Origin of the sequence: Bacteroides caecigallinarum, from assembly GCF_021530995.1 — a bacterium.
GTDB lineage: Bacteria > Bacteroidota > Bacteroidia > Bacteroidales > Bacteroidaceae > Phocaeicola > Phocaeicola faecigallinarum.
Map to the genome: position 1 here is coordinate 1 of NZ_JADYTF010000018.1, position 24,971 is coordinate 24,971.

The 24,971-nt window shown below is 39.7% G+C and carries 11 protein-coding genes and 2 pseudogenes; 11 read left to right on the forward strand and 2 right to left on the reverse strand.

Annotated elements, in window-relative coordinates:
• The first annotated feature begins 390 nt into the window (after positions 1-390).
• From I6E24_RS04295 to I6E24_RS04325, 7 genes and pseudogenes are all read left to right on the forward strand, one after another.
• Complete coding sequence (locus I6E24_RS04295) at positions 391-4,200, forward strand: hybrid sensor histidine kinase/response regulator transcription factor (RefSeq protein ID WP_235326531.1); 3,810 nt, start codon at positions 391-393, stop codon at positions 4,198-4,200.
• A gap of 138 nt (positions 4,201-4,338) precedes the next feature.
• Complete coding sequence (locus I6E24_RS04300) at positions 4,339-7,299, forward strand: SusC/RagA family TonB-linked outer membrane protein (protein ID WP_235326533.1); 2,961 nt, start codon at positions 4,339-4,341, stop codon at positions 7,297-7,299.
• Positions 7,300-7,317: 18 nt separating this feature from the next.
• Positions 7,318-8,895 (forward strand): RagB/SusD family nutrient uptake outer membrane protein, encoded by a 1,578-nt coding sequence (locus tag I6E24_RS04305; protein WP_235326535.1) that lies wholly within the window; start codon positions 7,318-7,320, stop codon positions 8,893-8,895.
• 87 nt (positions 8,896-8,982) lie between these two features.
• Positions 8,983-10,743, forward strand: a complete 1,761-nt coding sequence (locus I6E24_RS04310; RefSeq protein ID WP_204507512.1) for a DUF5114 domain-containing protein — start codon at positions 8,983-8,985, stop codon at positions 10,741-10,743.
• A gap of 13 nt (positions 10,744-10,756) precedes the next feature.
• Complete coding sequence (locus tag I6E24_RS04315) at positions 10,757-11,836, forward strand: glycoside hydrolase family 53 protein (RefSeq protein WP_235326537.1); 1,080 nt, start codon at positions 10,757-10,759, stop codon at positions 11,834-11,836.
• 272 nt (positions 11,837-12,108) lie between these two features.
• Positions 12,109-14,541: pseudogene (locus tag I6E24_RS04320) on the forward strand (glycoside hydrolase family 2 TIM barrel-domain containing protein); the annotation flags it as partial.
• 57 nt (positions 14,542-14,598) lie between these two features.
• Positions 14,599-15,627 (forward strand): annotated as a pseudogene (locus I6E24_RS04325) (glycoside hydrolase family 53 protein); the annotation flags it as partial.
• 64 nt (positions 15,628-15,691) lie between these two features.
• Here the strand turns inward: I6E24_RS04325 and I6E24_RS04330 are convergent.
• Complete coding sequence (locus I6E24_RS04330) at positions 15,692-16,603, reverse strand: helix-turn-helix domain-containing protein (RefSeq protein ID WP_235326539.1); 912 nt, start codon at positions 16,601-16,603, stop codon at positions 15,692-15,694.
• Positions 16,604-16,777: 174 nt separating this feature from the next.
• Here I6E24_RS04330 and I6E24_RS04335 point away from each other — a divergent pair, with 174 nt between their 5' ends.
• From I6E24_RS04335 to I6E24_RS04345, 3 genes are read left to right on the forward strand one after another with little or no spacing between them, the layout of a single operon-like run.
• Positions 16,778-17,851, forward strand: a complete 1,074-nt coding sequence (locus tag I6E24_RS04335) for an efflux RND transporter periplasmic adaptor subunit (protein WP_235326541.1) — start codon at positions 16,778-16,780, stop codon at positions 17,849-17,851.
• A 20-nt stretch (positions 17,852-17,871) separates the two neighbouring features.
• Entirely contained in the window at positions 17,872-20,988 is a 3,117-nt protein-coding gene (locus I6E24_RS04340) for an efflux RND transporter permease subunit (protein WP_235326543.1), read from the forward strand.
• Between the two features lie 24 nt (positions 20,989-21,012).
• Complete coding sequence (locus I6E24_RS04345) at positions 21,013-22,362, forward strand: TolC family protein (protein ID WP_235326545.1); 1,350 nt, start codon at positions 21,013-21,015, stop codon at positions 22,360-22,362.
• A gap of 186 nt (positions 22,363-22,548) precedes the next feature.
• On the opposite strand, the gene I6E24_RS04350 is transcribed toward I6E24_RS04345, so the two are convergent.
• Entirely contained in the window at positions 22,549-23,610 is a 1,062-nt protein-coding gene (locus I6E24_RS04350; protein WP_235326547.1) for a DUF3810 domain-containing protein, read from the reverse strand.
• 116 nt (positions 23,611-23,726) lie between these two features.
• On the opposite strand from I6E24_RS04350, the gene I6E24_RS04355 reads away from it, so the two are divergent.
• Positions 23,727-24,959, forward strand: a complete 1,233-nt coding sequence (locus tag I6E24_RS04355; protein WP_235326549.1) for a nucleoside recognition domain-containing protein — start codon at positions 23,727-23,729, stop codon at positions 24,957-24,959.
• The last annotated feature ends 12 nt before the right edge of the window (positions 24,960-24,971 follow it).

Genomic DNA, 24,971 nt, shown 5'->3' on the forward strand with positions numbered 1-24,971 from the left:
CATATTGTCAAGAGGGCTTCGCACCAAACAATTACTCGTAAAGCACGCCTCTTTAGGCTACTGTTGACGGAACAACAGGTTCAGACATCATGCTGAACAATTACTTGTACGACTTCTTGTCGCACGTCTGATACAAAATTAATGATTATATAATGATGAAAAACAGACGTTACCTTGAATAGTGGCAAACGTACAGAATATAGTGGCGAACTGCAAAAAAGAGAGATTATAAATAAAAAAAGAACATACATTAAAATGGTTTTTTAAGAAAAGTCCCTATTTTTGTATAAAACAACTATACTATCCATACACTAAATGAAAAATACCATATACATAATAATCCTATTCATATCATATTTTTCTATACTCTCAGGACAAGTTGTGTCATACATGCAGTTCAGCAGAATGCATACAAACACAAACGCCTCAGTCTTTGGATGCATAATGCAGGATTCTTTGGGAATGATATGGGCAGGAACAAATAAAGGACTTTTCAGCTATGATGGATATTCATTCTTTCAGCATAATACAGAAAAAGAAAAATATGAAACCAGAATATATTGTGGACTTATACATTCTGACTCAATATTTATAGGAACAGATAACGGACTTTTTTCATACAATACCCCCAAAGGGACGTACTATGACCACAGACAAGAGAAGATTAAAGACATCAGATGTTTCACACTCTCCGGAAATGAGCTATGGATAGGAACCCTGGACGGACTGTTCCGCTATAACATAGAAACAAAGACGACATATGAATTTCCTACAGACAAATTACCACATAAAACCATATATTCCATAATAAAAGCCGCAGACGGAAATATGTATGTAGGCACTTACAACGGATTATGCAAAATAGACAACTCCAACAACATAACTTCTATAAATATCCCAACAGACAGGACATGGAAAAACATCTTCGTAAACGTTCTGTTAGAAAATAAAGAAAAAGGAATAATCTGGATAGGTACAGAAGGAAATCTGTTCCGTCATGACATTAATAACGGAACTACAATACTAATACCGTATTTTACCGGAAATTCAATAAAATCTCTGAGTTACGATTCCGAAAAGAACCTGCTGATAGGTACCGACAACGGACTGTACGTATATTCTTCCGATGGACAGACACAAAAGCACTATATCCACGACTCAAGGAACAGCCAGTCTATATCAAACAACATTATATGGTGCATAACTACAGACAAAGCACAAAATATCTGGCTCGGTACAGATAACGGTATATCATATACAGACAATAGCAATAAATATACATTCATTCCGGTTTGGGAATTAAGCAATACCAATGACGGTAATATGTTTTATACCATTCTTAAGGATAGTAAGGGAAGATACTGGTTTGGAGGTACTGACGGATTATTACAGACGGAAGGAACAAACAATATAGAGAAAAGCAGATGGTTTAAAGTTGGAGAGAAAAACTCGGAACTGTCGCACAACAGAATACGGCATATATTCGAGGATAAATCAAATGACCTGTGGATTGCTACTGACGGCAGTATAGAACGGTATGACGACAAATTCGGCAAGTTTATACACTATTCCATAATGGATTCCACATACACACACAACTCAAACTGGGCTTATTACATTTCAGAAGACAACGACAACAATCTATGGATTAGCAGTTGTCTTGGAGGTATATTTGTAGTGAATAAAAACAAATTGCGTAAATGCAGTTCCGGAATATGTATAGCTGACAAGAACTATACAACAGCCAACGGCCTGAAAAGTATGTTCGTGAAACAAACCGTAACAGACAAGAAAGGTAATGCATGGGTGGTAATGTATAACACAAAAGAAGTACAGAAAATAGACTCCGAAAACGGAAAAATTTATAATTATTCTGTATGTACAGAGAATGACGAATACCCGGAATTCCTTATATGCGACTCGAAAGGGATGATATGGATTAGCACAAACAAAAGTATTTCCAGAATTGACCCTAATTCCGGAATCATATCAAAAACAGGAACAGAGTGGAAGGAAAACAATGTACTTCATCTTGCAGAAATAGACGGTAACATATGGATTTCATCCGCTAAAGGGCTGTTTTATGTAAACAAGGAAACGCTTGATGTGAAAAAGATAAATATCAACGGAAAAATATTCAGCAGCTTGTATTATGATAAAGATAACAGAAAAGTCTATATGGGCAGTTATGACGGTATAGGATACTGCGAGCCAGAAATAATAAACGACACAGGAAATGCCGGCAGGATATACCTCACAGCATTGTCGGTAAACAATGACCATATATCAAAAGGCATTACAGCCAGTCAACATTTTACTTTCAACTATAAGGAGAATAACCTTAAATTTGAGTTCTCGGACTTTCAGTACAACACTTCACAAAGAAACGGTTTCATGTACATGATGTCTGGAATTGACTCGGAATGGCATTACGTAAACAACAATTCAAACATAATTGTATATAACAATATGCCTTACGGAAATTTTGAATTGTATGTAAAGCATATGGAAAACAGCGATATCAAATACAAAATAGCCAATATAAAAATATTGCCTCCTATATATCTGTCAATAGAGGCTAAAGTATTGTATATATTGCTTGCAATAGGACTGGTATGCTGGATAATAAATTTCTTCGTGGTAAAAAACAGGCTTCACATTGAAAAACTTGAGAAAAAGAAAATTCTGGAACAGACACGACAAAAGATAAGATTTATGTCGAACCTTTCGCATGACCTGAAAAATCCGGTAGGAATGATTGTTACACCTGTCAGCAAACTGCTGCTGGAAACAAAAGATCCGAAACAGAAAGAAATGCTGAACTTAGTTTATAAGAATGCAGTAAACCTAAACGCCAAAATCCACAAACTGATAGAAATGAACAGGGTGGAAGATAATGAGCATATACTTATAACCTCAAGAATAGAGCTTATATCTTCAATACATGAGATATATGAAAAACAGAAAGACGCAGAAACGGAAGGAAATCATATATGGAATTTTTCCGCGAATGTGGATAAACTGTTTGTTGACATGGATGTAATAAAACTAGAATCGATAATAGGGAACTTGTTGTCGAATGCCATGAAATATACTCCAACAGGAGGAGAAATATCTGTAGGAATAATCTATAATGACGAAAAAGGAGAAGTTAATATAAAAGTTTCAGACAACGGAATAGGTATTCCTGAAAGCGAACAGGCATACATTTTCCAGAGATTCTTCCAGTCGTCGGCTACAAAGAAACACTATGAAGGAACAGGCATAGGACTATATCTCGTAAAAACATATACGGAACTGCACAATGGAACGGTAAATGTATTCTCCAACAAAGAGAAAACGGTTTTCTCGCTGACATTCCCGATTGACAAGGCATTAAATACGGACAATGAAACAATATGCGAAGAAAACGATGCAACAGACAAACAAGATTTGCCAACAATCCTGATAGTGGATGACAACAAAGATGTTTACAATCTGATTAAAAATATATTATCCGACAAATATAAATGTATATATGCACAAAACGGAAAGCAGGCATTGGAAATACTGAACACAAACAAACCAGACCTTATTATAACCGATTATATGATGCCGGTAATGAACGGGCTGGAGATGTGTAAAATATTGAAGAAAAACATGCCAACAGCCACCATACCTATAATCATGCTCTCAGCAAAAGACGACTCGGAGACTATAAGAAACAGTATAAAGCTACAAATAGACGCATTCATACAAAAGCCTTTCGACGCTGAAATACTGACCGGAAAAGTTGAGTTGCTAATACATAAGAAAGAGACATTTGAGGCACAGGCCAGAATAGAAAAAATAGGCTCACCAAAACAGGTAGAAAACAGTGCCTCGGCCGATGAAAAGTTCCTTATCAACATAACAAAAATAATAGAAGACCACATAGCCGACAGCGATCTTAACGTAAACGCCCTCTCCGAACTGTCAGGAACAGGAAGCAAACAAATATACAGGAAAATAAAGCAACTGACAGGCTTTTCACCAGTGGAATATATAAAATCCATAAGGATGAAAAAAGCGGCAATGCTATTACAGCAAAAGAAGTTCTCTGTGGCCGAAGTTATGTACATGGTAGGATATTCAAATCCTTCGTACTTCTCGAAAAGTTTCCAAAGTATATTCGGCAAAACGCCAAAACAATACTCAGCCGGTAACGGACAGACAGAATAAACAACATAAGCAATAAAAAGGACAAGAAATAGGACATTTGTGCTTTTTGTCCTATTTCTGTCTTCATATGTCCAATATTTTTCCCTTAACTAATAACATGTTCCTTACTTTTGCGATAACAAAAAATTAATACGTAATATGAAAGGCAACATTAAAATTCTTCTGAAAGTATTGTTACTCTCGGTAATATGGACCGGAAATACTTTCGCAGTCCTCGCGCAACAAGCAGGAAACGTAATTATCACAGGTACAGTTTTAGACGAAAACAACGAACCGCTTATAGGGGCAAGTGTCCTTGCGGTAGGCACAACAATCGGTACAATTACAGACTTCGACGGAAAATTCACACTTGAAGTTCCCAAAGGAAGCAATATCCAGTTTTCATATATTGGATATAATACACAGGTTATGGACTCCAACCAGAATACCATAAACATAAAACTTGTACCGGACACACAAATGCTTAGCGATGTAGTTGTTATCGGATATGGAACTCAAAGGAAGAGCGACCTTACAGGTTCGGTAACAAACGTTTCAAGCGAAGACTTCAACACAGGTCTGGTAAGTTCTCCAGAACAGCTTATCAACGGTAAGATTTCCGGTGTACAGATTATGTCAAACAGTGGTTCGCCAACTGCAGGTAGCACAATACGTGTACGTGGAGGTGCTTCACTTAATGCCAGCAACGACCCGCTTATCGTACTCGATGGTGTACCTTTGGAACAGGGAGGTATCAGCGGTAACGACGGTAATTTCCTAAGCCTCATCAATCCAAATGACATCGAGAGCATGACAATCCTTAAGGATGCTTCTTCTACGGCAATCTACGGTTCTCGTGCATCAAACGGTGTTATCATTATAACGACCAAGAAAGGTGCTTCGGACAAATTGAAAGTAACATTCAGTACAACTAACTCAATACAGACACGCACGCGCATGGCTGATATGCTTAGCTACGATGAATTTGTGAATGTAGTAAAGACTCAGGGCTCGGCAGCACAACAGGCATTGTTAGGTACTGAAAGAACTGACTGGAACGACTATATTTATCACAATGCCTTTGGCACTGATAATAACCTTAGCCTATCAGGTAAGGTGCTTCCTAATCTTCCAATACGTGTTTCTGTAGGATATTACAATCAGGACGGTCTGCTCAAGACCGACAACGCAAACAGGGTAACAGGCAGCTTGTCATTGTCACCGTCATTCTTTGACGACCATCTGAAATTCAACATCAACGCAAAGGCTTCAATGAATAAAAACCAGTTTGCAAATACAAGTGCAATATGGGGAGCCTCTACAATGAATCCTACCATACCGGTTTATTCAGGAAATGACGCATTCGGAGGATATACCGAAGGACTTGCAAGCGATGGAAAACCTGTAACAGGTGGCGTATTGAATCCTCTAGGCTTATTGGAACAGCGCGATGCGCACAGTAAGGTTATACGTTTCATCGGTAACTTCGATGTTGACTATCGTATGCATTTCCTTCCGGAATTGAAACTCCATGCTACATTAGGTTACGACTATGCACAAGGCGAAGGTTCAGACTATGTAAATCCTGAAGCTGCCCAATATTATACTACAGGCGGTTACTACTATCCATACGGCCCTCAACAAAATGAGAACAGACTTCTTACAATCTATGCCAACTACAACAAGATGGTAGAGTCACTGAACAGCAGTTTCGATGCGACAATAGGTTATGACTATCAGTACTGGAAATCCGTAAATCCGGCTTCGGCAAGCATGAACGCGGCAGGTGAAATACAGACATCATATAAAGCTACAGACGAGAGACACGTACTTCTGTCATACTATGGACGTTTGAATTATTCATTCGGCTCAAAATACATGCTCACAGCTACTGTGCGCCGTGATGCCACTTCACGTTTTGCCAAAGAACAGAGATGGGGTACATTCCCTTCTGTAGCTTTGGGATGGAGAATTTCTGAAGAAGAATTCATGAAAAACCAGAATGTACTCAGTACATTGAAACTGCGTGCCAGCTATGGTGTAACAGGACAGCAGGACGGTATAGGAAACTACAATTATCTGCCTATATATACACAGAGCCAGGATGGTGCTCAAGCCATCATGGGTAATGAATACATCTATACCTATCGTCCTGAAGCATATGTGTCAGACTTGAAATGGGAAACTACAACTTCATGGAACTATGGTTTCGATTTCGGATTCCTTGAAGACCGTATCACAGGTAGTTTCGATTATTATACCCGTCAGACAAAAGACCTTATTGCCACTGTTCCGGCAGCTGCTGGTTCTACATTCGACAAGACTATCACTACAAACGTAGGTAATGTTGACAGCCAGGGTATTGAATTCTCACTGAATGCCACTCCTATAAAGACAAAGGATCTCAGCTGGGATATCAGTTTCAATATGACATGGCAGAAAATGAAGGTTAAAAATCTTTCTATCGTAGAAGGAGGAGAAGTGACAAATACTCCTGTAGGTCCTTCAATAGACGGTTACCAGTTCCAGACACTTACTGAAGGATATGAACCTTACATGTTCTACGTCTACAAGCAGCTTTACGATGAAAAGACCGGAAAGCCTATCGAAGGTGCATATGCCGACCTTAACAAGGACGGTGTGATAAACTCAGACGACTTATACCGTTATCACTCTCCTGCCCCTGACTATATTATGGGATTAAGTACATCGCTCAATTGGAAAAACTGGAGCCTAGGTATGAGTTTTAGAGCAAACATAGGCAACTATGTATATAACGGAATGGCAATGAACACAGGAGCTATGGAAACTATGAGCTACAACGCAGCACAGCTCAACAACCTGTCGGCAAGTTATCTTGAAACAGGTTTCCAGACACGCCAGCATTTGTCAGATTATTATGTAGAGAATGCATCATTCCTGAAAATGGACAACCTTACTTTGGGATACAATTTCGGAAAGATATTCAATACATGCAATCTGAATGTAAGCGCAATGATACAGAACGTATTCTGCATAACAAAATACAGCGGAGTAGATCCGGAAGTTCCAAACGGAATGGACAATACGTTCTATCCTCGTCCAAGAACATTCTCTTTAAACATCGGTCTTAATTTCTAATTATAAAAATACAGAATCATGAAAAAATATATCTACATATTGTCAGTGTGTACAGCCGCAATGTTTGCGACATCTTGTATAGGCGACCTTGACCAGTATCCACATGAAGATATTACATCGGAAAGTGTATATACCAGCCTGCAAAACTATAAAAGCGTATTGGGAAAAATATATGTATCAATGGTAACAACCGGACAAGGTAAAGATGGAAATCTGGACCTCTCCAGCAATTACGGACAAGACTACATACGTTGCTATTTCAATCTTCAGGAAGTAGGAACAGATGAAGTGGCATATACTTGGCTCAGTGGTGATAATCTGACTGATATAAGCAACCTTTCATGGGACGCCAACAATCCTTGGGTCGCCGACATGTATTACCGTATATATTATAATATCGCGTTATGTAACGAATTTCTGCGTAATGCGACAGACGAGAAAATAAGTGGTTTTTCAGAAAGCGAACGCAGCGAAATAGTTCATTATCGTGCAGAAGCACGTTTTATGCGTGCCCTTTTCTATTATCACGCAATGGATTTGTTCAGAAATATTCCTTTCGTAACAGAAAACGATCCTGTCGGAAGCTATATTCCTCCACGCTATATGGCAAAGGATATGTTCGGATACATCGAGTCTGAACTTAAAGCGATAGAAAATGACCTTCTGAGCAAAGACGAATGTCCTTACGGACGTGCTTCAAAAGGTGCTGCATATACACTGCTTGCGAAGCTATATCTAAATGCTCAAACTTATATTGGAGATACAAGATACGACGAATGTGTAGCTGCATGCCAAAGCGCAATAGGACAGGGATATTCACTTGAATCTGACTACAAAAAACTTTTCAATGCAGACAACCATCTGCGTACAAACGAAATAATTTTTACTCTTCCTGTTGATGCAAATACCACCATTTCTTGGGGTTCATCAACATATATGGTATGCGGGGCTATAAGCCAAACATCAGCTACACAGAAACCTGCTGATTATGGAGTGACTAAAGGATGGGGGTCAATGAGGATATGTCAGGCTGTTTCAGACCTATTTGAAGAGGGTGACAGCAGAGGATGTTTCTACACAGACGGACAGACACAAGAAGTAACCTCTCTGGAAGATGCTTCAACCGGATGGCTTGTTGAAAAATGGACAAATCTGAACGACAATGGAGAAGCAGCCTCAAATACAGATATAGGAGGGGTAAATACAGACTATCCATTATTCAGATTAGCAGATGTGTATCTGATGTATGCTGAAGCAACTGCACGTGGAGGAAATGGAAATATAGCTATTGCAGTGGGATATGTAAACGAATTGAGAGGACGCGCTTTCGGCAATAACAGTCAGGACGTAACAGAAACAGACCTTAAAGAAAATAATTTCCAGTTCTTCCTTGATGAACGTGCCCGTGAGCTTTACTGGGAATGCAGCAGACGTACAGACCTTATACGTTTCAACCGCTTTACTACTGCTGACTATATGTGGGAGTTCAAAGGAGGATCAAGTAACGGCACTTCTGTTGACAGTAAATACAATTACTATCCTATTCCATCGGCAGAACTGACAGCCAATCCAAATCTGAAAAATGAAGAGTATTAGTATTAGTTTATAAGTAGGTAAGTTTATCAGTTTATAGATACTTAACCCAATAAACTTAAAAACTCAAAAACTTAAAAACTCAATTACATGAAAACTTTAAATAAAATATTTATAACCCTCGCATCAATCTTTGCATTAATATCTTGCGAGAAGGATGGAGACAAAATTTATCTCCAAAGTTTAGGTTCAGGTGAACTCATAGCTACTACAGACAATGTCGTTCTAACATCTGAAATGTCACAAAAAATTGTTCTATCGTTTGCGTGGAAAGGACAGGATGTACAGATAAGCGACACAACTGTAGGAACAGCTGCAAAAGCAAAAAACTATATGGAGATTTCACTGTCAGAGGATTTCTCCGGACAGGTTTACAAAAATGAAACTACATCTAACTCTATAGCTTACAATGGTGGTGAACTTAACTCTATTGTAAACGAACTTGGAGCAAAGGTCGGTGAAGCGAATAATGTATTCTTCCGCCTCGGAAGCACAACAGGCGAAAACATACCTTATGCCTATAGTAATGTGGTAAGAGTTGCTATTACACCGTATGTTATAGATATGAACACGGGAATAGTTGTTGAGTCTAACAATGACAATGCTAACCTGGGAGAAACAGGTGTAATCTTATATTCTCCAGAGGCTAATGGAATATACAGTGGTTTCATGTTTACTCCATACGGATGGTATCATTACTTCCTTAAGGAAGGAAACGGATTGATGTGGGGAACAGCTGGTGATGAAGGAGCTTTCCACATAACAAGTGACGCAGGAAACAACAGACAAAATATGTGGTTCCCGGGAAGTACTGGTTGCTACTACGTAAATGTCAATACAAAGGAAGCTACTTGGGATGCACTTTATATATCTTCTCTAGCTATATCAGGACTAGGTGAAAACCCTATCAACCTGACTTTGGACAAGGAAAACAATTTATGGATAGCATCATTCACCGCTACTGAGGCAGGAGAAAAGACCATTACAATCTCCGGAAACGGTGATCAATGGAATGTAGAGACCGGAACAAACGACGGCGCAGGCATTCCTGTAAACGTTGCATTTGCAAATGAAAACAATAATCTTGTACTTGCTGACAACGCAGGAAATATTTCTGTAACAATACCAGAGGCTGGAGAATGTACTATAAAACTGGATTTAATAAATCCAAACGACAGAAAAGTATATGTTGAAGCTGGAGGAACAGACATACCGTCATCGTATTCTCAGACTCTTGATGTAGTACATTACAATGATGATGGCAGTGAAGTAGCTCTAACGACATTAAATCTGGTAAATAAAGACAAAGGTATCTATACTGGTACATATTCAGGTGATAAACTTGATTTCCAGATTATTGATAGAACAAACTCCGTATGGTATGGTTGTGCCCCCAACGACAACACTAAACTCTCATCATCTGAAGATAAATGGGATATGTGGTTTAATGGCGGTAATACGGTAAACGTAACCATTACAGTAAATTTAAGTGAAGGAACATGGAGCTATACAGATAATCAAGAAGATTTTCCAGAAGAAATAACCATGTACAAGTATGATAAGACAAACTCTACCATCACTGAAAAAATAATAACATTATCCAAAGAGTCAGTAGGAGTTTATAAAGGTATATTCAATGGATTATATAATTTCGATTTCATATTCGTAGATGAAAGCACATATTCCTTATACGGAAGTACATGGAGTGAAAGCAACCCTAACGGACAAGAATTATCTATAGGTGCCGGTGCCCTTTGGATTTATGGTTATGATTGGAATGTTACACTGAATATTTCAATAACAGTAGATTTAAATACAATGACATGGAGTTATAAAGAAATAACCGAATAAACTGAATAAAATCATGAAAAAACTTAAATACTTATTCATGGCGTTTGCAATAGTATGCGGAGCCATGACAACATCATGTAACAATGATGAAAAACCTACATTCCCTGAAACAGAAGGAACAGATGATCCTACAGATGGGTATGACATGACCGGATTTGCAAGAGGAGCAGACGTAAGCTGGCTTACAGAAATGGAGGCATCAGGCAGAAAATTCTACGATTCAAAAGGTAGAGAACGTGAATGTATGGAACTGCTTCGTGAACTCGGAATGAATGCCATAAGACTGCGTGTCTGGGTTGACCCTGAAGAAGGATGGTGCTCAAAAGAAGATGTAATCATCAAAGCATGGAGAGCTCATAATCTAGGATACAGACTGATGATTAACTTCCACTATAGTGATACGTGGGCTGATCCGGGAAATCAGACAAAGCCGGCAGCATGGCAAAATTATAGTTTTGACGAACTTAAAAATGCGGTATCAGAACATACAAAAGACGTATTATCTGCACTTAAAGATAAAGGAATTGATGTAGAATGGGTACAAGTTGGAAATGAAACACGTACTGGTATGCTTTGGAACGATGGAAAAGCATCAAACGGAAATACAGCAAACTTTGCAGAACTTGTAAAAAGCGGATATAATGCTGTAAAAGAAATATATCCAGACGCACAAGTTATTATACATATTGATGAAGGTAATAATCCCAACAGATATAACTGGATTTTCGATGGATTAAAAGAAAATGGCGCTAAGTGGGATATTATTGGAATGTCACTTTATCCGGAACCGGATGGAGATAATGAGGCTAAAAAAGATTGGAAAAAGATGAATGATGACTGCATAGCCAATATGCAAGCACTAATAAGCAAATACAACACTAAAGTAATGATGTGTGAAATAGGTATTCCATGGAACTACGAAGAAGCAGAAGCATTCTATACAGATTTTATCACGAAAGCTAAAGCAGTTGAAGGATGCCTGGGAGTGTTCGCATGGGAACCACAATGCTATGCCGGATGGGAAGGATACCAAAAAGGTATGTTCAATGATGAAGGCTATCCTACGAACTCACTCAACGCTTTCAAGAGATAATGCAATAGGTATCAGATTCAAATACAAATTTAAACAGCGTTTAAACAGTGTTTAAGCGCTGTTTAAATCTTCATTACTAACGGAAAAGAAACTTATTCCGCACGCACATATTCTATAAATACAGACTGTATATATATAAACACAACTTATGTTTTTATAAATACAAGTTATATATATAAAAACACAGCTTATATTTATAGAAAACGACAAGGCATTTATCATCTATTTCTTTTTTATTTACACCTTATTGAATATAATAAACTTTTTACTTAATGAAACTGACTAAATTAATAACAGCATTACTTTTTCTTGTACCTGTATTCTCAGGCAACGCAAATGCCCAAAGAAACATTCAAACCCTTGAAAAGGGATGGAAATTCTTTAAAGGTGAGGCTTCCGGAGCTGAGGAATCTGACTATAATGACAGCAAATGGGAAAATGTAACAGTTCCTCATGACTGGGCTATATTCGGTCCGTTCGACAGAAACAATGACTTGCAGAATGTGGCTATCACTCAGAACTTTGAGACACAGGCTTCTGTAAAAACCGGACGTACAGGAGGACTGCCATATGTAGGTGTGGGATGGTATAGGACCACATTCAATGTTGACAATGACAAACAGACTACACTCGTATTCGATGGAGCAATGAGTGAGGCTCGTGTATATGTCAACGGACAGGAAGCATGTTTCTGGCCTTTGGGATATAACTCATTCCACTGCGACGTTACAAGCCTTATTAACAAGGATGGTAAAAACAACATCCTTGCCGTACGCCTTGAAAACAGGCCTCAGTCTTCAAGATGGTATCCGGGTGCCGGACTTTACAGAAATGTGCATGTAATAACTACAGAAAAGATACATGTTCCGGTATGGGGTACACAGATTACTACCCCTCATGTAGGAAAGGATTACGCTTCTGTAAATCTTCGCACAGAGATTAAAAATGCTGATAAAAAGAAACTGACAGTAATCACCAGAATATATTCCCCTGAAGGCAAGGTTGTTGCCATCAAGAACAACCAGGGATTTATAAATCACGGACAGCCGTTCACACAGAATTTTGTTGTGAACAATCCATTGTTATGGTCACCTGAAGAACCTAATCTTTACAAAGCTGTTTCAGAGATTTACGCAGACGGAACTCTGCAGGACACATACTCCACAACATTTGGAATACGAACAATAGAGTATATAGCCGACAAGGGTTTCTTCCTTAACGGAAAACACCGTAAGTTTCAGGGAGTATGCAATCACCATGACTTAGGTCCGCTTGGAGCAGCTGTAAATGTATCTGCTCTACGTCATCAGTTGAAGTTGCTGAAAGACATGGGATGCGATGCTATCAGAACTGCGCACAATATGCCTGCTCCGGAACTTGTAAAGCTATGCGATGAAATGGGCTTTATGATGATGATTGAGCCTTTTGATGAATGGGACATAGCCAAGTGCGACAACGGCTATCATCGTTTCTTCAACGAATGGGCTGAAAAAGATATGGTAAACATGCTCAGACAGTATCGTAACAATGCATGTGTCGTGATGTGGAGTATCGGTAATGAAGTGCCTACACAGTGTAGTCCTGAGGGTTATAAAGTGGCAAAATTACTACAGGATATTTGCCATAGGGAAGACCCTACACGCCCTGTTACATGTGGTATGGACCAGGTGAGCTGTGTACTGAACAACGGATTTGCAGCTATGCTTGATATCCCGGGATTCAACTATCGTGCACACCGCTATGAGGAAGCCTATGAAAGACTGCCTCAAAACATAGTCTTAGGCTCTGAAACATCTTCTACGGTAAGTTCAAGAGGGGTATATAAATTTCCGGCTGAAAGCAAGGCAGACGCTAAATACGACGACCACCAGTCTTCTTCGTACGACCTTGAATACTGTTCATGGTCAAATATTCCTGATATAGATTTTGCACTTGCAGAAGACCATGAATGGACTATAGGACAGTTCGTATGGACCGGATTCGACTATCTTGGCGAGCCAAGCCCATACGACACCGATGCATGGCCTAACCATAGCTCCATGTTCGGTATAATTGACCTTGCGTCTATTCCTAAAGACAGATATTATCTCTACAGAAGTGTATGGAACAAGGATGCTGAAACTCTGCATATACTGCCACACTGGAACTGGGAAGGACATGAAGGAAAGGATGTGCCTGTGTTCGTATATACCAATTATCCTTCGGCTGAACTGTTCGTAAACGGGGTTAGCCAGGGAATAAGGACAAAGAATGACTCTACAGTAGTGAACCGCTACCGTCTGATGTGGCATAATGTGAAATATCAGCCGGGAGAAGTGAAAGTAATAGCTTACAACAGCGACGGTAGTAAAGCCGCTGAAAAATCCATACATACCGCAGGAAAACCTTACCGTATAAAACTTGTTTCAGACTACACAAGTCTTAAAGCCGATGGTAAAGATTTGGCTTATGTAACTCTTCGCATTGAAGACAAGGGCGGCAATCTCTGTCCTACAGACGGACGTCTGGTTAACTTACGTGTTGATGGTGCCGGAAAGTACAGAGCCTCAGCCAATGGTGACCCTACATGCCTTGACTTGTTCCACAAACCGGAGATGCATGCATTCAACGGAATGCTGACAGTGATACTACAAGCAGGAGAGAAACCTGGAAAGATTCGTCTTCGCGCGTCGGCCAAGGGATTGAAGACAGGAGAGTTTGAAATACCTGTAACGGAATATTCGGCAGAAAAAGAAGATTATGAACCTTTCTATAAGGGTGCAGACATCAGCTGGGTTACAGAAATGGAATCGCAGGGACACAAATTCTACAATAATAAAGGAGAGGAAAAGGAATGTACCTCACTGATGAAAGAACTTGGTCTTAATGCTATCCGTCTTCGTGTATGGGTTAATCCTAAAGAAGGCTGGAGCAGCAAGGAAGATATGCTTAAGCTGGCACGCCGCGCCAAGGCAAACGGAATGGAGCTGATGGTGGATTTCCATTACAGCGACTGGTGGGCAGACCCGGGACAACAGCATAAGCCTGCAGCATGGAAAAATCTCAGCTTTAACAAACTGAAGACAGCAATGGCAGACCATACTAAAGAAGTTCTTGAAGCATTGAAAGCAGAAGGAATCACTCCTAAATGGATACAGGTTGGCAATGAGATACGTCCGGGTATGCTTTGGGATGAGAATCCGAAAACAAGCGGTGCTTCATATGATATCCGCGAATGTGATGTAAAAGAGTCTGGAAGCAAATCAACTGCTGTAAAATTCAGAATGAACTGGAAAAACCTGGCAGAGCTTATTAACTCTGGATATGACGCAGTAAAATCAGTTTTTCCGGGTTCTACAGTTATTGTGCATCTTGACAATGGATACGACAAAGAACTGTATCGCTGGTTCTTCGATGAACTGAAGGCAAACGGTGGCAAATGGGATATGATAGGAATGTCTATCTATCCTTACTGGACAATGATGGAAAAACCGGAATATACTCCGGAAAAGACCATAAACGATTGTATTGAGAATATAAGACTCGTAAACGAGAGATATAATTGTGATGTGATGATAGTAGAAACCGGAATGGAATGTGCGGACGATAATGGCAACTTAGCCAACAAGGAAACACTGAATAAAGGTTACAAACTGCTGAGAAAGTTAATAACAAAATGTATTGAAAGCACTGATGGCATTTGCAAAGGTGTATTCTATTGGGAACCTGAATGCAAACCTAACAAATACCGTCTCGGCGCATTTACAGAGGATGGCAGACCAACAGAAATAATGGATGCATTCATGCCATAACATATACAGAACAGAAAATAAAGAAACGGACAGGATTGCGCAAAAACAATTCTATCCGTTTCTTTTAACTTTTCATATAAGCCTTAGGGGACATTCCGGTTCTCTTTTTGAAATATTTTCCGAAGAAAGACTGATTGGCAAAATTCAGCATATCACACACCTGCTGTACCGTATATTTATTACTTTTCAGCAATGCTTTTGCTTCAAGTATTACATAATCGGAAATCCACTCACCGGCAAGTCTTCCCGTAACATTCTTTATTACCTGCGAAAGATATTTTGGCGAAATACATAACAAATCCGCATAATACGTTATACTTCGTTCTTGGACGTAATTCTTCTGAACAGCCTGAATAAAACGGGAATAGATTTCCTGGTTCCTGTTATATTCAGAAGAGCTATTCACATTATTCTTCATTTTGGTAAAATAATTGTAGGCATTGAACATCAAAACCTGAGTATAACCCTGAAGAGCTCCTTCGCGAAATATATTATCAACTTCGGACAATTTTGATTTCATTTTTTTATATATGTCAAGCGAATCTTCAAAGAATCCCTTTTCAATGTGCGACACCGGGTTTGTATAAATCTGCTGCTGTATGGAAATGGCAGTACCAATATGCTTCATCACATTGAAAAATTCATCAGAAAAGGCAATAACTGCAATACGAGTATTTGGCAACAGGCTGCAGAATTCACCTATATTCCCTTTGAATACGGTAATGGCATCACCCGCACCCGCCTCAAAATCTTCCAGATTAATCTTGACTTTTATTCCTCCTGAAACAATAAGTATAACTATTGTAAAAGATAATTTCATAGGATAATTGGCAAACGACAATCCTTTAGTGTTCTCATCATTTTCCGTATCATCAAAATTATCAATAAGTATGAACTTATTGTCAATGTGAATGGCATCAGGCAATGCAGACAAATCACTGAGATTCAAGTTCAAAAAAATATTATCGTTTTTCATAACAAATCATATTATACCTTTTGAAGAACAAATATATACAAATTAAATGATTATGCACCATTTATCAATCCTTTTGACCAATTTGCCATCCTTTTTGATAACATGAGGGAATAAATAAATCGGCAATTTTGCACAATAAAAAGAGTATATTATAAACATAAAAACATATTAAGTATGAAAAAAAAGAATTTAGTATGTACATCTACATTATTAATATGTATATTATGCTCATGCGGCAAAACGCAAAAGAGCTCTTTACCTGTTCATAGTGTTGAAGTAACATGTCCCTCACCATCGTGTAAAACTGTTACAAAAAGTTATTCAGGAATAGTCCGTGAAGCACACGAAATCAGCTTAGGATTTAAAACTGCCGGACAGATAAAATACATACACGTAAAGGAAGGGGATCGTGTAAGGAAAGGTGAGCTTCTTGCAGAGCTTGACGATGCAGATTATAAATTAGGCGTTGATGCTCTTCAAATCCAATATGACCAGTTGAAAGATGAAGTGGCAAGAACAAGAAAGCTGTTTGAACAGAAAAGCGTTTCGGCAAATGATTACGAAAAAGCTAATGCCGGGCTGAAACAACTTGGAATTCAACTTCAAGTAAACAAAAACAAGCTTGGATATACAAAACTATACTCACCAACTGACGGATACATACAGACAGTAAATTTCTCGCCTGCAGAGATGGTTGATGCAGGTACACCATTATTTACATTCCTTGATGTCTCGCATCTGGAGGTCAATACCGATTTACCGTCAAGTACATTTAAAGTCATCAATAACGTGATAAGTTATGACTGCAGAGTTTCGTCAGAAAAAGAATCACAAACATATCCTATGGATTTCATAAGCGTATCACCAAAAGCAGACGGGAACCAGTTATACCAACTATGTCTGAAATTTAAAGAAGACCCGAAAAAACGAATTACACCGGGCATGAACATAGAGGTATGTTTGACTGTAAATGAGAATACTGATAGTACCGGAAACTTTAATATACCGCTATGTTCAGTATTCAAGAGCGATGGCAACTCTTGCGTATGGGTTCTGAAAGAGGACTCTACAATAGAAAAAAGAGTGATAACCATCGACAATAACTTTTCAGGAGAGCAGGTTACAGTAATAAAAGGACTTAACGGCACAGAAAGGATTGTACGTGCAGGAGTGAACTCATTGCTGGAGGGAGAAAAGGTAACAGTAATAGAAGAACCGGAAAAGAGTAATGTCGGAGGACTGATATGACAAGAATTACAGAATACTTTATGAAACGACCAATGCTATTCTGGTCGTTCGTAACAGCTATAATAATTGCCGGAATACTGTCATTCATACAGATGCCAAAACTTGAGGACCCTGCGGTCTCTGCCAAGCAGGCAATGGTGATAGTGCCATATCCGGGAGCAAGTGCACACGAGGTTGAACTCAAAGTGGCACTCATGATGGAAGAAGAATTACGAGCTCTTCCAAACGTAAACAAGATAAAGACAGAATGCCGGAACGGAATGGCTATGTTTACCGTAGAATTCCAGATGACAGTCCTTACAAAAGACCTTGAACAGCACTTCGACCTGATGCGCCGCAAGGTAAACGATGCTTCTTCCAGACTCCCTCAAGGATGTTATGACCCGATAGTAATAGACGACATGATGGACGTCTATGGCATTTTTTACGCATTTACTGCCGACGGATATGATTATCCTGAAATGTACAAATACGCCAAACTGATAAAACGTGAGCTGTCAAGTGTAAAAGGAGTAAAAAGAATAAACATTGCAGGTAACCGTGATGAGGTTATAAACATAACTTTGTCAAAAGAACAGATTTCCAGGAACGGGGTAATACCTACACAGATAATGTCCACTCTGCAAGGTGCTTTCAAGACAGTAAATGCCGGGAAATATCAAGGCGGAAACGAACTTATTCCTATTTATGTGGACTCCGAAAGCAAGGATGAAAACGACATAAAGAATCTTCTGATACAGACTATAGACGGCAAGACGATAAGATTGGGAGACATAGCAAAAATTGAAAAGACATACTCTGAGCCTCAAAGGAACGGTTTCTTCGTCAACGGCAAGCCAGCGCTTGCAATCTGTATCGCGATGGAATCGTCAGCCATAGTGCCCGATGTAGGTAAGGCAGTGGATAAACGTCTCAGTGAAATTATGAGAAGCATTCCTGCCGGAATGAATACAGAGAAGATATTTTTCCAGCCTGACAAGGTAGAAGATGCCATATCATCATTCATGTGGAATCTTGTAGAATCAGTAGCCATAGTAATATTGGTACTGATATTCACCATGGGATTCCGTAGCGGTCTGATTATAGGTTTTGGTCTTATACTTACTGTTGCAGTATCTTTCCCTATATTATTAGTATGCGGAACCACACTACAACGAATATCATTGGGAGCATTCATAGTAGCTATGGGTATGCTTGTGGACAATGCTGTAGTGATAATGGACGGTATCCTTATAGACAAGAAGCGCGGACTGTCACCAAAGAACTACCTGTACAGGATAGGGAACAACACAGCCATGCCGCTACTTGGAGCTACTGTCATAGCTGCTTCCACATTCTTGTGTGTTTACCTTTCGCCGGACTCTGCGGGAGAATATGCAGGCGACTTGTTCCTTGTATTATGTGTCAGCCTTCTGGCAAGTTGGATTTTGGCCCTCGTACAGGTTCCGGTATGTGCCAAGACGTGGCTTCCTGTAAGGGAACATGCAGTAGGCGACGCAACAAATACTGTAATGAATTCACCGATACACAAGTTTGTACGTAATGCCATATCACAACTGATAGGACATAAGAAAATAACTATAGGTATAGCAGTCACAATACTGGTTGTATGTGTTTTAGGAATGGGGAAAGTAAAAAACATGTTCTTCCCTGATTTCGATTATAAACAATATGTAGTAGAATGCTTTTTCCCTTCAGCCACCAGTCCGAATGTTGTACGCGACAAACTTCTGGACATGAGTAATCTGTTATCTGAGCGTCCAGACATAGAAAGAATTGCTGTTAGCCAGGGAAGCGCACCCGCGCATTACTGCCTTGTAAGACCTATGACGTCCGGCGGTGATTGTTACGGTGAACTGATTATAGACTGCAAGGACTACAATACCGTCATGAAACAAATACCGGAAGTAAGACGTATTTTGAGGGAGAAATATCCTGACGCATACATACGCTGCAGGAAATATAATTTCTCTATATCTACATCGCATACGGTTGAAGTGGAATTCGCCGGTCCGGATCCGGCTGTCTTGAAAAAATTGAGCAGCAAGGCGGAAGATATAATGAGGAAATGCGAATATGTTGATCCTTATTCAGTACAAAACAACTGGAAACCTTACGGAAAATCTTACGTCACGAAATATTTACAACAGGACGCACTGCGTTCAGGTGTGGGAAGGAGCGACATAGCCAACGCCCTTATGGCTGCTACAGATGGGATGCCTGTAGGAGTAATAAACGAACAGGACAGGACTATAATTGTAAACATGCTGGTCAGAAACGAAGACGGAAGCCGCATAAGCGACCTGAACGATATTCCTGTATGGAGCATGATGAACCTGCATCTTTCAAATGATGAACTCAACTCAGCCATTGCCGGAGGAAAAGGCATGAGCGAACTTCAAGACAAGATTTTCCGTTCAACACCTCTTAGCAGGGTAGCGGAAAGCATCACTATGGAATGGAACGAAGATGTGGTTATGCGTCTGAACGGTCAAAGAGTCATTGAAGCGGAATGTGATCCGAATACAGAAATTAATGAAGCGACTCCGGCAAAAGTGGTGGAATCGATAAAAAAAGACATAGAAGCGATCGAACTACCGGCAGGATATTCCATGAGATGGGTAGGCGAAGGAGAGTTGCAAGGCGATGCCATTGCAAACCTTTTGAAATATGTACCGCTTACTATTTTTATAATTCTTGCAATACTTCTGTTGCTATTCAACAGCTGGAAAAAGGTTATACTCATTCTGATATGCTTCCCGTTCGTATTTTGCGGCATTGTCCCTTCATTATTGATAACAAACCAGCCTATGACATTTATGGCAATCATAGGTATGATGGGACTGATAGGCATGATGGTCAAGAATGCGATTGTACTTGTTGATGAAATAAACAGACTGCAGACTGATGAAAAGAAAACGCCATATACCGCAGTTATAGAAGCTACCGTATCCAGAGTACGCCCGGTATTGATGGCATCACTCACCACAATAGTAGGCATGATACCTCTCATTACCGACCCGATGTACAGCTCTATGGCTATCACCATAATGGGAGGACTGGCAGTAGGTACACTTATCACATTGATATTGTTGCCTATCTTCTATACGGTACTTTTCAATATAAAGAAAGCTTAATTACATACATCAATCTTTATAAAAATGAGATACAGATTTTTTCAAATATTATTTACAACAACAGCTTTTATTTTTATCCATAATATAAATATAAAAGCACAGGAGACTATAAAGCTAAATCTGGCTTCGTGTCGGGAAATGGCTTTATCGCAAAGCGAGTCTCTGCAACAGGCTGAACACAAATACCTGCAGTCGCAACTGGACAATAAAATAGCTACTTCGGCTTTCCTGCCGAAATTCGAGGCTTCAGCCACCGGAACATACATATTCCCGGATATGGACATGATGGGTATGGACCTCAGAATGCGTGGAATGTATATGGCAGGAATTACCCTTACGCAACCACTGTATGCAGGAGGGAAGATAATGACAGGAAAGAAACTATCAAAACTGGGAGAGTCTATAGCAGCCGAACAGAAAAGGATGACAATGATGGACGTGCTGGTGGAAGCTGACAATGCCTACTGGACACTGATTGCTGTCAGGCAAAAGGTAAAAATGCTGGACAGTTATAAAGAACAGATGGATTCGCTGTTCTCTCAAGTGAAAACCGCTGTTGGAGCAGGACTGAGCACAGAGAATGAGCTTCTGAGGATAGAGGCAAGCAGGAGTGATATTTTATATCAGATGCAGAAGGCCAAGAACGGAGAGGACTTATGCCGCATGTCGCTATGTAGAATTACCGGCATAGACTCAAATGCTGAAATTGAACTTACCGACACAACGATACACGTTAACGAGCCGGGACTGCTGACTGCCGACATTAACGGACGTCCGGAGCTCAATCTGCTCAAGCATCAGATGGATGCCTCTCAAAAGCAAATACAGATGTCGCGCGCAAACATGCTGCCGACAGTAGGACTTGTGGCAGGATATACCTATTACGGCAATATCAAGCTTAACAGTATGGTTGACGCAGGCAACGGAACCATGATGCCGCACTCACAGGAATTTCGTGATGGGTTAGGGGCAGTAATGCTGTCTGTGAAAATTCCGATATTCGAGTGGGGAGCAAATCTGAAGAAAGTGAAAAAGGCAAAGCTTGATTTCAAGAATGCGGAACTGGAATTAAGCAAGAACTCACGGCTTATGACTTTGGAAGCTCAAAGTGCTCTGAAAAATGTTTACGATGGTTACCGGCTTATCAGGACGGCAGAGATTGGACTTAAACAGGCAGAAGAGAATTTGAGAGTAACCAATAACAAATATAATGTCTCGATGGCACTGCTTACTGACCTGCTTGATGCACAGTCTCAGTGGAAGCAGGCGAAAAGCAATCTTATCGAAGCACAAACGCAATATAAAATTTATGAAACCGAGTATTTAAGGGCAACAGGAAGGCTAAATCAGGAATTTTCTCCAGATTATCAATAAAAATCTTCAAACAAACAATATCAAAAAGACATCCACATACAAACTTTATTAATACTTATGTTATATTTAACGCTGTATTACGAGCATTTAACTAACAGATTGCTACAAATTATTATATAATACAGCTATTGACAGGATTGCGAGAATTAAAAAATCAGAGTCATCACGTACTGATACTCGATTTTTTTAATTCTCAGCAAGCATTTTTATACCTTCATCAGGTAAAGACAACAAAAGACCAATTACCTCAGCATAATTTTTCTGTCCTGACGAAATTCTGTTTCCTTTCAGATAAAGTTCATACATTGCCGACTGAATCTCTCCAAGCAAAGGATTATAGAGAGATGACCAATGCTCGCGTTTCTCTTTATACTGGTTTATCACTTCCGGACGAACAACGGAAATCCATTTTTTATAATCTTCTTCATTCAACAGACCCCGCGCATTCATCAGCACGTATGGAAAGAGTCCGAAATATCCGCTATACTTTATTTTCCGGTCAGAAGAAAGGAGACAGGTCTGATATGCCCAAAGATTTGCTTCCGCCTCGCTGCTTATTCCCAAGAGATGGGAAAGTTCGTGAGCGTACGTGAAAGAATATTCCAACGGAGTAATCTGCATATTGATATGCGACTCTGCAAAGAACGGTCCCATAAACCCAAGAACACCGGAACCGGAATAAAGGGAGTTGAAGAGAAGTATCTTTGGATGCTGAAACGAACGGGGAGTGGTGAGACCATAAACATCTGATATTTTTCTGTAAGATGATTTTATCTCATTATGAACATGCTCCGTAATGACTGTATCAATATCACAACAGTAACTGTTCAGACTGTCGGTATATGAATACAGGAAATCTTTAAAACGCTGTTCATCATATTTAGCAGGGGAAACACCGGCTCTTGTGAAAAAGCTCTCACGATAATAGTTTATTCCCCAACCGATATAAAACCATACGTATATCCATAAAAGCATTTCTACTTCGCGAATAAGAATTGTTCTCCATTTCAACTTTCTGCGTATCCGCCATACGAACGGAAATACTACGACCGACAATATCATCAGAAATATACCTGTTTCATCAAGAGAAAACGGCACAACGGATGATAATGCAGAAAGCACGTATGACAATGACGGATAAATGCTACGTGAATAAAACTCTGCGACACCGACATTCATCGACGAGAGAATGACAAACAGGAATAGTAACAGAAGTATAGTCCAACGGAAATATTTAAACTTGAACATAAGCGGATGAGTTTTTAAGTTTAAGTATCGGCAAAATTATCTTTTTCTGATTAAAATACTTATTTTTGTAAAAGATTTTTCTAACTGATTTATAACCAAAAAACGATAAACGATTTATGGTATTGAACTACATCTGGATAGCATTTTTCCTTATCGCATTCGTAGTGGCAGCAGTAAGACTGGTATTTATGGGCGACACAGGCGTTTTTCCGGCTATCATCAATTCAACTTTCGACTCGGCTAAGACAGCGTTCGACATCTCACTGGGACTCACAGGAGTGTTGTCATTATGGCTCGGTATTATGAAAATTGGGGAACTTGGGGGAGTGATAAATATGTTCTCAAGGGTACTGAGTCCTCTGTTCACAAAACTTTTTCCTGATATTCCCAAGGGACATCCGGTAACAGGAAGCATATTCATGAACCTTGCAGCCAATATGCTTGGACTGGATAATGCCGCAACTCCGTTGGGACTGAAAGCTATGGAAGGACTTCAGGAGCTGAACACAAAAAAGGACACTGCCAGCAATCCGATGATAATGTTCCTCGTACTGAATACCTCCGGACTTACAATCATTCCTATAAGTATAATGGTGTATAGAGCGCAACTTGGAGCCGCACAGCCTACAGACGTATTCGTACCGATACTGCTTGCTACATTCTTTTCAACTCTGGCAGGTATTATCGCCGTAAGCGTTTATCAGAAAATCAATCTTCTGAACAGGACTATACTGCTGTTCCTTGGTGGAGCCAGCCTGTTCATCGCAGGAATAATCTATTTCTTCACTACGCTTTCAAGAGAGATGATTGATATATATTCCACTACGACTGCAAATGTATTCCTGTTCCTGATTATTATCGGTTTTATTCTTGCCGGAGTACGCAAGAAAGTCAATGTTTACGATGCGTTTGTTGACGGTGCGAAAGAAGGATTTACCACAGCAGTAAGAATCATACCATACCTGGTTGCAATACTTGTAGCGATAGGGGTCTTCCGCGCTTCGGGAAGTATGGGTTATATCATCAATGGTGTAGCCACACTGGTCGGATGGTGCGGAATAGACAGCGAATTTGTAGCTGCACTTCCTACAGCAATTATGAAACCATTGAGCGGAAGCGGTGCACGCGGACTTATGGTTGATGCGATGACAACATACGGTGCCGACTCGTTCGTAGGACGTATGGCGTGTATCTTCCAGGGATCAACCGATACCACTTTCTATATTCTTGCCGTTTATTTCGGAAGTGTAGGAATAAGCAAGACAAGACATGCCGTTCCTTGCGGACTATTGGCTGACTTGGCAGGTATAATATCATCCATATTTATCTGCTATCTTTTCTTCGGATAAAAACTAAAAACT

What these genes read in the sequence shown, in the direction of transcription:
- I6E24_RS04305 (WP_235326535.1), top strand. Translation starts at nt 7,318, where the DNA reads ATGAAAAAATATATCTACATATTGTCAGTGTGTACAGCCGCAATGTTT.
- I6E24_RS04310 (WP_204507512.1), top strand. Translation starts at nt 8,983, where the DNA reads ATGAAAACTTTAAATAAAATATTTATAACCCTCGCATCAATCTTTGCA.
- I6E24_RS04300 (WP_235326533.1), top strand. Translation starts at nt 4,339, where the DNA reads ATGAAAGGCAACATTAAAATTCTTCTGAAAGTATTGTTACTCTCGGTA.
- I6E24_RS04330 (WP_235326539.1), bottom strand. Translation starts at nt 16,603, where the DNA reads ATGAAAAACGATAATATTTTTTTGAACTTGAATCTCAGTGATTTGTCT.
- I6E24_RS04335 (WP_235326541.1), top strand. Translation starts at nt 16,778, where the DNA reads ATGAAAAAAAAGAATTTAGTATGTACATCTACATTATTAATATGTATA.
- I6E24_RS04355 (WP_235326549.1), top strand. Translation starts at nt 23,727, where the DNA reads ATGGTATTGAACTACATCTGGATAGCATTTTTCCTTATCGCATTCGTA.
- I6E24_RS04340 (WP_235326543.1), top strand. Translation starts at nt 17,872, where the DNA reads ATGAAACGACCAATGCTATTCTGGTCGTTCGTAACAGCTATAATAATT.
- I6E24_RS04295 (WP_235326531.1), top strand. Translation starts at nt 391, where the DNA reads ATGCAGTTCAGCAGAATGCATACAAACACAAACGCCTCAGTCTTTGGA.
- I6E24_RS04345 (WP_235326545.1), top strand. Translation starts at nt 21,013, where the DNA reads ATGAGATACAGATTTTTTCAAATATTATTTACAACAACAGCTTTTATT.
- I6E24_RS04315 (WP_235326537.1), top strand. Translation starts at nt 10,757, where the DNA reads ATGAAAAAACTTAAATACTTATTCATGGCGTTTGCAATAGTATGCGGA.
- I6E24_RS04350 (WP_235326547.1), bottom strand. Translation starts at nt 23,610, where the DNA reads ATGTTCAAGTTTAAATATTTCCGTTGGACTATACTTCTGTTACTATTC.